This window comes from Marinobacter alkalisoli (assembly GCF_045449855.1).
Taxonomy (GTDB): domain Bacteria; phylum Pseudomonadota; class Gammaproteobacteria; order Pseudomonadales; family Oleiphilaceae; genus Marinobacter.
The window spans coordinates 1-12317 of sequence record NZ_JBJJLC010000018.1; the positions used below are offsets into that span (position 1 = coordinate 1).

At 59.3% G+C, this 12317-nt stretch carries 13 protein-coding genes; 8 read left to right on the forward strand and 5 right to left on the reverse strand.

The genetic code is table 11. The annotated features are described in order from the left end of the window. The first annotated feature begins 123 nt into the window (after positions 1 to 123). The 3 genes from prfB (at position 124) to ung (ending at position 3552) form a co-directional block, all read left to right on the forward strand. A protein-coding gene (gene prfB, locus ACJO5Y_RS09040) for a peptide chain release factor 2 (RefSeq protein ID WP_406986399.1) occupies positions 124 to 1219 on the forward strand; the annotation gives its coding sequence in 2 pieces (ribosomal slippage) (positions 124 to 195 and positions 197 to 1219; 1095 coding nt in all). Positions 1220 to 1272: 53 nt separating this feature from the next. Continuing rightward, positions 1273 to 2805 (forward strand): lysine--tRNA ligase, encoded by a 1533-nt coding sequence (lysS, locus tag ACJO5Y_RS09045; RefSeq protein WP_406986401.1) that lies wholly within the window; start codon positions 1273 to 1275, stop codon positions 2803 to 2805. A 3-nt stretch (positions 2806 to 2808) separates the two neighbouring features. Continuing rightward, positions 2809 to 3552: a uracil-DNA glycosylase gene (ung, locus tag ACJO5Y_RS09050; protein WP_406986404.1), complete on the forward strand. Its 744-nt coding sequence runs from the start codon at positions 2809 to 2811 to the stop codon at positions 3550 to 3552. 125 nt (positions 3553 to 3677) lie between these two features. Here ung and ACJO5Y_RS09055 read toward each other — a convergent pair whose 3' ends face one another. The 5 genes from ACJO5Y_RS09055 to nadB form a co-directional block, all read right to left on the reverse strand. Next, a complete protein-coding gene (locus ACJO5Y_RS09055; protein WP_406986406.1) occupies positions 3678 to 4511 on the reverse strand; it encodes an HDOD domain-containing protein in 834 nt (277 codons plus the stop codon). An 81-nt stretch (positions 4512 to 4592) separates the two neighbouring features. Continuing rightward, a complete protein-coding gene (gene ygfZ, locus ACJO5Y_RS09060; protein ID WP_406986408.1) occupies positions 4593 to 5591 on the reverse strand; it encodes a CAF17-like 4Fe-4S cluster assembly/insertion protein YgfZ in 999 nt (332 codons plus the stop codon). Then, positions 5588 to 5956 carry a hypothetical protein gene (locus ACJO5Y_RS09065; RefSeq protein WP_406986410.1) on the reverse strand — a complete coding sequence of 123 codons (369 nt, stop codon included), beginning with the start codon at positions 5954 to 5956 and terminating at the stop codon, positions 5588 to 5590. The genes ygfZ and ACJO5Y_RS09065 overlap by 4 nt, the downstream gene beginning before the upstream one ends. Further along, positions 5940 to 6194, reverse strand: a complete 255-nt coding sequence (locus ACJO5Y_RS09070) for an FAD assembly factor SdhE (RefSeq protein WP_406986412.1) — start codon at positions 6192 to 6194, stop codon at positions 5940 to 5942. The genes ACJO5Y_RS09065 and ACJO5Y_RS09070 overlap by 17 nt, the downstream gene beginning before the upstream one ends. A gap of 29 nt (positions 6195 to 6223) precedes the next feature. Continuing rightward, complete coding sequence (nadB, locus tag ACJO5Y_RS09075; protein WP_406986414.1) at positions 6224 to 7828, reverse strand: L-aspartate oxidase; 1605 nt, start codon at positions 7826 to 7828, stop codon at positions 6224 to 6226. A 199-nt stretch (positions 7829 to 8027) separates the two neighbouring features. On the opposite strand from nadB, the gene rpoE reads away from it, so the two are divergent. From rpoE to ACJO5Y_RS09100, 5 genes are all read left to right on the forward strand, one after another. Then, positions 8028 to 8645 (forward strand): RNA polymerase sigma factor RpoE, encoded by a 618-nt coding sequence (gene rpoE / locus ACJO5Y_RS09080; RefSeq protein WP_504928331.1) that lies wholly within the window; start codon positions 8028 to 8030, stop codon positions 8643 to 8645. Positions 8646 to 8660: 15 nt separating this feature from the next. Continuing rightward, positions 8661 to 9233, forward strand: a complete 573-nt coding sequence (locus ACJO5Y_RS09085; RefSeq protein ID WP_406986419.1) for a sigma-E factor negative regulatory protein — start codon at positions 8661 to 8663, stop codon at positions 9231 to 9233. A gap of 75 nt (positions 9234 to 9308) precedes the next feature. Continuing rightward, positions 9309 to 10298: a MucB/RseB C-terminal domain-containing protein gene (locus ACJO5Y_RS09090; RefSeq protein ID WP_406986421.1), complete on the forward strand. Its 990-nt coding sequence runs from the start codon at positions 9309 to 9311 to the stop codon at positions 10296 to 10298. Next, positions 10295 to 10762: a SoxR reducing system RseC family protein gene (locus ACJO5Y_RS09095; RefSeq protein ID WP_406986424.1), complete on the forward strand. Its 468-nt coding sequence runs from the start codon at positions 10295 to 10297 to the stop codon at positions 10760 to 10762. Before ACJO5Y_RS09090 ends, ACJO5Y_RS09095 begins: the two co-directional genes overlap by 4 nt. 146 nt (positions 10763 to 10908) lie before the next feature. Next, positions 10909 to 12309 (forward strand): DegQ family serine endoprotease, encoded by a 1401-nt coding sequence (locus tag ACJO5Y_RS09100; protein ID WP_406986505.1) that lies wholly within the window; start codon positions 10909 to 10911, stop codon positions 12307 to 12309. Positions 12310 to 12317: the final 8 nt, after the last annotated feature.

A 12317-nucleotide genomic window follows, 5' to 3' on the forward strand; every position in this document is an offset into this window, starting at 1 on the left:
GCGACCCCCACCCCGGAACCAACTCCAAGGCAAACAAAACCCACAGGCTGATTTACAAACAGAATTCCGGTAGAATTCCGCCTCTGTTTTTACTCTCCATTTTCAATAGCGAGTAAGGTTTCCATGGAAATTAATCCCATTGTGACGAAGATTAAAGAACTTCGTGAGCGCACCGAAGCGCTCAGGGGGTATCTTTGACTACGATCAGCGTAGCGAACGACTGGTCGAAGTAGAACGGGAACTGGAAATGCCCACGGTGTGGGACGATCCCGAGCGCGCCCAGGCCCTGGGTAAGGAACGCTCGGACCTTGAACTGATCGTGCGCACCATCGACAACCTCACCTCCGGCCTTGAAGACGCCGACGGCCTGCTGGAAATCGCGGCCGAGGAAGAGGACGAAGGCACCGTAGGCGAAATCGAGGCCGATCTGGAAAGCCTCGACAAGGAACTGGAAAAACTCGAGTTCCGCCGCATGTTCTCCGGCGAGATGGACGCCAACAACGCCTACCTGGATATCCAGGCCGGCTCCGGCGGCACCGAAGCCCAGGACTGGGGCAATATGCTGCTGCGCATGTACCTGCGCTGGGCGGAGCGTCGCGGCTTCAAGGCGGAAATTGTTGAGCTGCAGGAAGGGGACGTGGCTGGCATCAAGAGTGCCACCATCCACATCCAGGGTGACTACGCCTACGGCTGGTTGCGCACCGAGACCGGTGTTCACCGTCTGGTGAGGAAGTCGCCGTTCGATTCCGGTAACCGTCGCCATACCTCCTTCTCTTCCGTATTTGTATCACCGGAAGTGGACGACAGCTTTGAAATCGAAATCAACCCCTCTGACCTGCGCGTTGACGTATACCGTGCGTCCGGTGCCGGTGGTCAGCACGTAAACCGGACCGAGTCCGCGGTACGTCTGACTCACAACCCCACCGGGATTGTGGTGGCCTGTCAGGCCGGGCGAAGCCAGCATCAGAACAAAGACCAGGCCATGAAGCAGCTCAAGGCCAAACTCTTTGAACGCGAGATGCAGGAACGTAACGCCGAGAAGCAGAAAGCCGAAGATGCCAAGGCCGATATCGGCTGGGGCAGCCAGATCCGATCCTACGTGCTGGACGACAGCCGTATCAAGGATCTGCGCACCAAAGTCGAAACCAGCAATACCCAGTCGGTGCTGGACGGTGACATCGACAAGTTCATCGAAGCCAGCCTGAAGATGGCGCTGTAACCAGCGCCTTCGCCACGCTAACCCGGACAATTCCCGATTTTTAGTGAGCCAACATGACTGAACAAACCCAGAATGCACCGCACGAGGACAACAAGCTGATTGCCGAGCGCCGCGCCAAGCTGTCGGACATGCGCGAACAGGGCAACGCCTTCCCCAACGACTTCCGCCGTGACGCGACGGCCGCCGAGCTGCAGGCCAAATACGGTGACAAGACCAAGGAAGAGCTGGCGGAGATGGGTATCCAGGTGGCCATTGCCGGCCGCATGATGCTTGACCGCAAGGCGTTCAAGGTGGTTCAGGACATGACCGGCCGCATCCAGATCTATGCGTCCAAGGAGGTCCAGAAAGACACCAAGCACTGGGACCTGGGGGATATCGTGGGTGTGCGTGGCATCCTGTGCAAGTCCGGCAAGGGCGACCTGTACGTGACCATGGACGAGTACACACTGCTCACCAAGTCCCTGCGCCCGCTGCCGGAGAAGCACAAAGGCCTGACCGATACCGAGTCCCGTTACCGTCACCGCTACGTCGACCTGATGGTGAACGAGGACAGTCGCCGGGTGTTCTACGCACGCTCGAAGATCATCAGCGCCATGCGCCAGTACTTCACCGACCGGGACTACATGGAAGTGGAAACCCCCATGCTGCAGGTCATCCCCGGTGGCGCCACGGCAAAGCCATTTGTGACCCATCACAACGCCTTGGGAATCGACATGTACCTGCGTATTGCGCCGGAACTGTTCCTCAAGCGCCTGGTGGTCGGAGGCTTTGAGCGGGTATTCGAGATTAACCGCAACTTCCGCAATGAAGGGCTTTCCACCCGTCACAACCCGGAATTCACCATGGTGGAGTTCTACCAGGCCTACGCCGATTACAACGACCTGATGGATCTGACCGAAGACATGCTGCGCACCATTACCGAGAAGGTACTGGGCACCACCACGGTGGTGAACACCCGCACGTTGAAGGACGGTGAGGAAGAAACCATCGAATACGATTTCGGTAAGCCGTTCGATCGTCTGACCGTGGTCGACGCCATCCTGCGGTACAACCCGGACATCAAGGCTGAGCAGCTGGCGAACGAAGAAAGCGCCCGCCAGGTGGCGAAGGATCTGGGCATCCACCTCAAGGATGGCTGGGGTCTGGGCAAGGTGCAGATCGAAATCTTCGAAGCCACGGCCGAGCACCGCCTGATGCAGCCGACGTTCATCACCGAATACCCGAAAGAAGTGTCGCCGCTGGCCCGCTGCAAGGACAGTGACCCGTTCGTCACCGAACGCTTCGAATTCTTCGTCGGTGGCCGCGAAATCGCTAACGGCTTCTCGGAGCTGAACGACGCCGAGGACCAGGCCGAACGATTCCAGGCCCAGGTCGCCGAGAAAGACGCCGGTGATGACGAAGCCATGTTCTACGACGAAGACTACGTGATGGCCCTGGAGTACGGCCTGCCGCCCACTGCGGGCGAGGGCATCGGTATCGACCGCCTGGCCATGCTGCTGACCAACTCGCAGTCGATCCGCGACGTCATCCTGTTCCCGGCCATGCGCCCGGAACACAAGACAGAAGCCCGGAAAGACGAGGAGTAACCCATGCACCCGGCGGAGGTACTGGCCAGCCAGCTCAGGCCCGACCGGGGCTGGAGTCAACATTTGGAAACGGAGTTTCGCCAGCCCTACATGCAAAAGCTCGCGGAATTCCTGGCTGCCGAAGAACAGGCCGGCAAAACCCTGTTCCCGGCCAGCCATCATTGCTTCAATGCCCTCAACAGCACGCCGCTGGACAAAGTGCGCGTGGTGATCCTCGGCCAGGACCCCTACCATGGCCCCGGCCAGGCCCACGGCCTCTGCTTCTCCGTCCGCCCGGACGTACCCACGCCCCCGTCACTGGTAAACATCTTCAAGGAAATTCGCGAGGACCTGAGTATCGAGCCGCCGGACCACGGCTGCCTGCAACCCTGGGCGGAACAGGGCGTATTGCTGCTTAACAGCGTGTTAACAGTGGTTCAGGGCCAGGCCGGTGCCCATCAGGGCAAGGGTTGGGAAGTCTTTACCGACAAGGTCATCGAAACCATCAACCGGGAGCGGCAAGGGGTGGTGTTCCTGCTCTGGGGCAGCTACGCCAAAAAGAAAGGTCAGCACATCGACCGCAGCCGACATCATGTACTGGATGGCCCCCACCCGTCACCACTGAGCGCCTACCGCGGCTTCTTCGGCTGCAAGCATTTCTCACGCGCTAATGACTGGCTGAAGCAGGAAGGGATGCAGCCCATAGATTGGGGGCTACCTTTAAAAGCTGAGCTTCTGGATCGCTACCGTCGAGAGTCGCGAGCGTAAGCGAGTGGCCAGAGCCTCCCAAAACCGTGCGGAGCCATGGATGGCGGAGCCGAGCGTACAGGGAGGTATTCACAGCGTGTTTTGGGAGGCTCTGGCCACTCGCTGGAGCGGCCTACCGCAAAGAGTTACTTAAGCAGGGCCATAGCGGCTTCCATCTGAGCGTTGAGGTCTTCCTCCTCGCTCATGTCCACCTCGGGATCAAGACCAAGCCGATCAAAGGCGGAAATGGATTTCCAGTCCATCTCAGTCCAGGGATGATCGGAACCTGCCACCAGCTGCAAATTGGCCACCATCACCAGGTCAGCGTAGTCCGGCGCCGGCACCTCGCGCTGGAAGTTGGCATAGTCCAGTGGCACGGACTGGAGTTCCGCCGGGAAATCCCACTTTTTCAGGATCAGGTTGCCGATACGCGGATGCAGTGCATCAATGACATTATCAAGCATGATACTGCTGATCTGGATATCCTGATCCTCAACGTACCGCAAGATAGGCAGTACACCAATCAGATGAACCAGGCCGGCCAGCGTGGCCTGATCCGGCTTCAGCCGGGTGTAATGCTGGGCCAGAACGTGGCAAACACCAGCGACTTCTGTGCTGGTCTGCCATGTTGTCCGCAGACGCTTGTCGATCATGTCGGACGTGGCCTGAAACATCTGCTCCATCGCAAGTCCCATCGCCAGATTGCTGGTATAGGCCATACCCAGGCGGCTGACAGCCATGTTCAGGTTCTCGATGGCGCGGCTGCCCCGAAACAGGGGGCTGTTGCAGACACGGATGATGCGGGCGGACAGGGCGGTATCGTTACTGATGACTTTGACCAGATCCAGAATGGCGGAGTCCTCCGACTCGGCGATCTCCCGCACCTGCAGGGCGACTTCCGGAAGCGTTGGCAGCACCAGCTTGTCATTTTCGATCGCACTGATCAGATCATTTCTGATGGTTTCAACAATGTTCGACATGGTCAGTTGAGGTCCGTCGCCTGAAAATATTCAAAAATATGACGTACTTTATAGCAAAAAATCGTCGGAATGCCTGTCAACTTATGTATCTGGCGTATCGGATTGTTGCTGCTCCGGCACAGAATAAGGCAGTGCCAGTCGCTCCAGTGTGATGTCCGGAAGGGTGTCCAGGTGGAGCGGAGTATCCACGGCATTGTGACGGACAACGGCCAGACATTGTACGGACTGGTCTGCCAGACGAACGCTATTGACCACCTCACCGACGGTTTTCTCACCGGCCTTGATCGCTGTTCCGGGAGCGGGGGCAGCATCTACGCCGGTGGCGGAAACGCGAAACAGGCTTTTCTTGAGCTGGCCGAGGAAGTGCATTCGGGCAATGACTTCCTGACCTGTGTAGCAACCTTTCTTGAAATGAACGCCGAGCACGTGTTGCCAGTTCAGCATCTGGGGAACGTAGGCTTCCAAGGATTCCGGCGTGAGTCTGGCAATACCAGCCGCGATTTCCGATGCCTGCCAGTCGACGAGTTCTGTGCGTTCGGTTTCCGGGAAGGCTTCGGATTGTTGCGGCGAAAACTCACCCAGTTGCCAGAGCTCATACCGGGGAAGGCCCTCGGCCGTATTCTCGGTCCTGATCAGGTGGTGCTGGCCGACAACAAGGCTGTCGCCGGGATTGTGGAGATCGTGTGCGGCATCCTGACCGAAGCGACGGGCAATATCATCGCCAAGGATGCCAAGCACGCGGGCGCCGTCAACAGCCTCCATAGTCGTGCCGCGAAACAGCATCAGGTATTTGCGCAGCTGGCTGGTGATGTGGTCGGCCAGGTCTTCCGGCAGCGCGAGCAGTACGTCATCCCCGTCACGCACCATGCGCGTCAGACAATAGGCCCTGCCTTTGGGGGTGCTGGCCGCAGCTCGGGGCGAGAAGGCCTCGGTGACGTCCGTCAGGTTCTGACTGAACTGGCCCTGGAGAAATTTGTCGGTTCCGGAGCCTGCAATACGGACAATGCGTTGGTCTTCAAGGGTGGCCCAGGCTGAAGCAGGCAGTGGTTGGCCGGCAACGAGGGTCGATGGATCTGTCATTGGGCACTCCCGGTATCGGTGTTGCTGACGAGGGGACGGTTGGATTGGCCCAGTCTCAGCCACATCCGCAAACGGCGGAATTCGTCGGGATCGACATTGCGAAACCCTGGGCCGAAATTGGCCAGAACAACCAGGCGTGAATGGAATCTGGAGTCGGTTGGCCGAATTTTCAAGAGTGTCAGCCGGGGACTCAGCCGGCTCTCCCCTGCGACGGCGACAGGGTAGCTGTCGCCAGAGCCGAAGCGGGCCTGGAGCTGGTCGTGATCCAGGGTCAGCTCGGTAACGGTGTTGGCCGCTTTTAACAGGCTGCGCAACCAGTCCCGGGTGGCTGAGGGCCGAAGAGGCAGGTTAATCCGGCTGGACACGGTTCAGGATCATATCCACGATGCGTTGAAGGTCCGGATCCTCCGGTCGGCTACGCTGCATGAACCACTCAAACATGTCGGTGTCCTCGCAGGTCAGCAGTTTCTCGTAGCGCGCCTGGTCGTCTGCGGGCAGGTCGGGATACGCCTCTTCCACAAACGGAACCAGCAATACGTCCAGTTCCAGCATTCCCCGGCGGCTGTGCCACCACAGGCGTTTGTATTCGGTGTTGTCAGACATTCGGTTTCTCTTTCCGCTGGTCGGGTGTGTCAGGGTGATAGCGTTCTGTACGTTGTCGGGAACAATACCGTGTCCCCGGGCTCGTTGAGCAGCCCCGGGTAATCCAGGGTGTAATGGAGGCCACGGCTCTCCTTGCGCTGGAGCGCGGAGCAGATGATCAGGTCAGACACCGTAACCAGGTTGCGCAGCTCAAGCAGGTCGTTGGTGACCCGGTAGTTGCTGTAGAACTCACCTATTTCCCGCGACAGCAGATCGACGCGGTGCTTGGCTCTCTGCAGACGCTTGGTGGTTCGTACAATGCCAACATAGTCCCACATAAAATGGCGCAGTTCGTCCCAGTTGTGGGAGATTACCACGTCCTCGTCGGAATCCCGCACCTGACTTTCGTCCCAGTCCGGCACCGGCGGCGGTGGCGGAATGTCGGCTTCCCGGCGGGTAATGTCGGCGGCAGCCGCGCGCCCATACACCAGGCACTCCAGCAGGGAATTGCTGGCCATGCGATTGGCGCCGTGCAGGCCGGTAAAAGCGGCTTCCCCAACCACATACAGCTGGTTGATGTCGGTGCGGGCGCGGTCATCACTGACAATGCCGCCACAGGTGTAGTGTGCCGCCGGTACCACGGGGATGGGCTCTTTGGTGATGTCGATGCCAAACTCAAGGCACTTCTCGTAAATGGTCGGGAAGTGATGTTTGATAAAGTCGGCCGGCTTGTGGCTGATGTCCAGGTACAGGTGGTCGGCGCCCAGGCGTTTCATTTCATGGTCGATGGCGCGGGCCACGATGTCGCGGGGCGCGAGTTCTCCGCGCTTGTCGAACCGGTCCATGAAGCGGCTGCCGTCCGGAAGCTTGAGCACGCCGCCTTCACCCCTTACGGCTTCCGTGATCAGGAAGGACTTGGCGTGAGGGTGGTACAGGCAGGTCGGATGGAACTGGTTGAATTCCATGTTGGAAACCCGGCACCCCGCACGCCAGGCCATCGCGATGCCGTCGCCAGACGCGCCGTCCGGGTTGGTGGTGTAGCGATAGGCCTTGCTGGCACCGCCGGTGGCGATCACGGTAAAACGGGCCCGGATCAGCTCAACGTGATTGTCTTCCAGGTTGAGAACGTAGGCGCCGACACAGCGATTGCCCGGCAATGACAGTTTGCGGTTGGTGATCAGGTCCACCGCTACCCGGCCCGATATCAGGGTGACATTGGGGCGTGCCTGTGCCTGAGATGTTAGGGTGGTGGAAACGGCATGTCCGGTGGCGTCCGCGGCATGAATGATGCGTCGGTGGCTGTGGCCGCCCTCACGAGTCAGGTGATACTGCGAGCGTTCGTCACGGGTGAAATCCACTCCCGAGTCGATAAGCCAGTTGATGCTCTCCTTGCCGTGTTCGACGGTGAATTGCACGGCGTCTTCATGGCACAGTCCGCCTCCGGCATTCAGCGTATCCTGGATATGGTTCTCCAGGGAGTCTTCGTCATCCAGTACCGCCGCAATGCCACCCTGGGCCCAGAGTGTGGCCCCACTGCTGATGTCGGCCTTGCTCACGACACAGACATTCAGGTGCTCCGGCAGATTGAGAGCGACGGTAAGGCCGGCAGCACCGCTGCCGATAATCAGGACATCGTATTCGTGAGATTGTGGCATTGGGTCGTTATCGCGGGCCATAATGTGGACGTGTATTGAACTAAACTTTACGCTTGCTGTCTATTTGCCCTGACGAGGGCAAGGCCTGACCTGGCCCTGGCCGATTTTCAAATGGACGCCGGACAGCATCATGACGCAAAGTAATTCAAGGCAGGCAGGCCAGTTGGCTATAAAACTTGAGCGCCCCGGCAATCCGTCCATGACTCCGGATACTGATCAGCACAAGGGGGATACCCCCGACAGCCAGACCGATCTCCAGCTCGTACGCAAAGTGCGTCATGGTGACCGGGCAGCGTTTGACCTTCTGGTCGTCAAGTATCAGTCCCGGGTGGCCTCCATCATCAGCCGGTATATCTACGACAGCCAGGAAGTGCAGGACCTGACCCAGGAAACCTTTGTGAAGGCCTTTCGGGCAATGGACCGGTTTCGTGGTGACAGCGCATTCTATACCTGGCTCTACCGGATTGCCGTCAATACCGCCAAAAATTTCCTTGAGGCCCGTGGTCGAAGGCCGCAGGGGAGTGCGGATGTCACCGAAGCGGAAAACTTTGAAGACGGCGCCAGGCTGCGGGACAGCGCGTCCCCGGAGAAACTGCTGCAGCGGGAGCAGTTGCAGCAGGAACTGGGCAGGGCAATATCGAACCTGCCGGAGGAACTCCGCTCCGCTTTTCTGCTCAGAGAATATGATGGTCTGAGCTATGAGGATATCGCGCGCATACTGGAGTGCCCGATTGGCACCGTCCGGTCCCGGATATTCAGGGCCCGGGATGCTGTTGATCGACAGCTCGGGCCGCTACTCAATAATTCCCAGACGTGAATGAGGTTGCATCCCATGGATGATCGTCTCAGAGAAACACTGTCTGCCATGATGGACGATGAAGCGGATGAGCTATCCGTCCGACGGCTGTTGTCCCATGGTAAGCAGAACGATGTCCGCTCCCAGTGGCAGCGCTGGCAGCAAGTGCGGGATCTCATGCACCATTGCCACGTTCCCTCGGATGCTGTCGATGTCAGTGCCGGTGTCAGGCGCACGCTCTCAGGTCAGGATGCCGCCGGAACCGGTACCGGAGTCGAGGCCGTTAACGTGCGTCAGGCCAGGAGCTGGCACTGGCCGGCAGTTGCCATGGTGAGTCTGGCGTTGATTGTCGGGTTTGGCGCCGGTGCAGGCTGGGACTCATCCGCGCTCGAAGGACAGGTTGCCGGAGTCTCCAGTGCGGATGCCGCTGCGCCAGGTGAAGGCGTGGATGACAAGGTTCAGGAAGTCGCCCTGCAGGGGCTGGACGAGGAACAATGGGAACATCTGAGTCGATATCTGCTTGAGCATGCTCAGCACAACAGCGTGGGAGCTGGCCGGGGATCCGTTGGCTATGCCCGGCTGGTCAGTGCATCAGCCCCGGCTTACTAATATTCGGGAGTGGAATGGTCGATGTTGAATTGGCGGGCAATCACCCGGTATTGGCGGGTTCACAGACTCTGTTTGGTGACTGTCGCGATGCTCTCCGCGGCCTGGCCTGCCGTAGCGGTCAGCGCAGAATCCGAAAACGGTGCCGCGTCAGAGACTGCTGAACAATGGCTGGCCCGTTTGGGCCCGGCGCTCAATATGACCTCCTATCGCGGCGTGTTTGTATATGCCCGTGGAGACCAGGTCAGTTCCCTGCAAATTGCCCATCGCTACCGTGACGGCGTGGTTGAGGAGCGCCTGGTGCTCCAGGATGGCGGCAGTGGTGAAATCGTCCGCAAGGGCATGCGGGTTGTCTGTGTTCTGCCTGACCAGGGGCGTATCCAGCTGGATCAGGTGATTCCTTCCGGTCCGTTTGCAGAAGCGTTTTCGAGCCAGCTCATGCCGGTAATCCAGTGGTATACCCCGGAGTTGATGGGGGAGGACCGGGTGGCCGGCTACGAAGTGGTGAAAATTGCACTCCAGGCACGGGATGAGCACCGCTACAGTCACCGCTTGTGGCTTGAGAAATCCACCGGTCTGCTGGTCAAGAGTCATGTCCGCTCGGATACCGACGAGGTGTTGGAGCACTTCCAGTTTACCAGCCTGGAAATCACGGATAATCTGCCAGACAGCGAATTTCAGGTGCAGACCCGGGGGCAGGAAATAGAGCGCTCCCTGAGCGACGGGAATTCGTCTTCCCAGGCACCGCGAATGGATGGCTGGATACTGCGTTGGCAGCCCGAGGGTTTTATGCCCGCCGCCGCGCCGCGCTCCGGCAATGGTCAGGCGGTAGCATTTTCAGACGGGCTGGCGGCCTTTTCGGTGTTTGTCGAGCCGACGGGGCGGATTACCATGCCCACCGGGGCGTCCAGGATTGGCGCCACTACCGTATACATCAATCAGTTGGAGACAGGAGACCGTTCCTTTATGGTGACAGTGGTCGGTGAAGTGCCCCCGGCAACGGCGAAGAAAGTGGCGGAATCCGTGGAGGTAGACGATGCCATGGCGTTTGAGACGGCCCGGCGATGATTACTGAAAATGGCAAGGTTGTGGCGGTCGACGGCGCGCGTGCCTGGGTACAGACCATTCGCAATAGCGCCTGCCAGAGTTGTGCGGCCCGTCATGGGTGTGGTCAGCGTGCGCTGGCCGGCGCGACCGGTGGCCGGGCCAACCAGGTACTGGTGGCTAATGACCTGGATGCGCAGGTGGGCGACGAAGTCACCCTGGCCATTGATGAGGCAGCCTTGTTGAGGGCGTCGTTGCTCGTTTATGCCGTGCCGTTGTTGTTGATGGTGGTGGGTGCGGTACTGGGTTATCAGGGATCAGGGGGGCAGGATCCTGCTTCTATCGCTGGCGCGGTGGCGGGGCTTGCCGGTGGCTTTGTGCTGGTTCGCTGGCTGCAGCGACACTCTGCCCACCGTTACGAACCCCGGTTGATCCGAATTGCTACCGCCATCGACAGACATGTGCCCGCAAATCCTACCGTTTTGTAAGTTGAAAATCGCGTATCTGACTACAGAATATTCGTAAAGCTCTGATAAACAGGGGGTTCTAAATGTTAACAATAAACCAAGAGCGCAGAACGCTGGCCACAACCTCCGGTGGTGCATCCACGGCTTTGGCATTCGTTCTCTGCCTGATGGTATCTCTGGTCTGGGCCCAGGGAGCCAGTGCACGCAGTCTTCCGGATTTCACCGAACTGGTGGAGGAGAACTCCGGCGCCGTGGTCAACATCAGTACGACCAGCGCTCCTTCGCCTTCCTCCCACAGTGGTGGCGGCTACCCCGGTATGCCGTTTGATGAGCGCCAGTTGGAACAGCTGCCGGAATTCTTTCAGGACTTCTTTCGCGGGCCACAGTCCCCGTTTGGTGGCAGTCCCGGGCGTTCAGAGCCTCGTCGTTCCATGGGGTCCGGGTTCATTGTCTCGAAAGACGGGTATGTGCTGACTAACAATCACGTGATTGAGGGCGCCGATGAGATTGTCGTGCGGCTGAGTGACCGGCGTGAATTACAGGCAACCCTGGTGGGTACGGATCCCCGCTCCGATATGGCCGTGCTCAAGATTGAGGATGGTGACGACCTTCCGGTGGTCAAGATCGGCCAGTCCCGGGACCTGGAAGTGGGGGAATGGGTGCTGGCCATTGGTTCTCCCTTCGGTTTTGATTACACCGTCACTGCCGGTATTGTCAGTGCGCTCGGTCGTTCCCTGCCTACCGAGAACTATGTACCGTTCATCCAGACTGACGTGGCCATTAATCCGGGGAACTCCGGCGGCCCGCTGTTCAATCTTGACGGCGAAGTGGTCGGCATCAATTCCCAGATCTACACCCGCTCCGGGGGCTTCATGGGGGTTTCCTTTGCCATTCCCATCGATGATGCCATGAATGTCTTCAGACAGATTCGTGACAAGGGGACGGTAGCCCGCGGCTGGCTGGGTGTACTGATTCAGGAAGTGAATCGGGACCTGGCCGAATCCTTTGGTCTCAAGCGTCCCAGGGGCGCCTTGATTGCGGAAGTCATGGCAGGGTCACCGGCTGAGAAGGCGGGTCTGGAAGCGGGCGATATCGTGCTTGAGTACGACGGTGACGATGTCGAGCTATCGTCGGACCTGCCGCCGATGGTGGGGCGCACACCGGTCGGCGAGTCCGCTTCACTGGTGGTGCTCAGGGAAGGTCGGGAGATGAGCCTGGATGTGGAGATTGGCAAGCTGCCCGAACAGGGTGATGGTCAGGCACGCGCTCCCGCAACGGATCAGAATGGCCCGGCGTCGGCACCGTTGGGGTTGACGGTTGAGCCGATACCCGCGGAGCTCGCCGATTCCATGGAGCTGGAGTCAGGTGTTCTGGTTACCCATGTTGGCCGGGGGCCGGCTTTGAACGCGGGCATTCGTCCGCGGGACGTGATCACCGAGGTCCACCGCAAGCCGGTTGGTTCGGTCGAGGAGTTTCACGAAGTCGTATCCTCATTGCCCGATGATCGTGCCGTGTCGGTTCGCATCGTGCGTCAGGGGCGGGCCATCTACCTTGTCATGAAACCCTGATCCGGCAA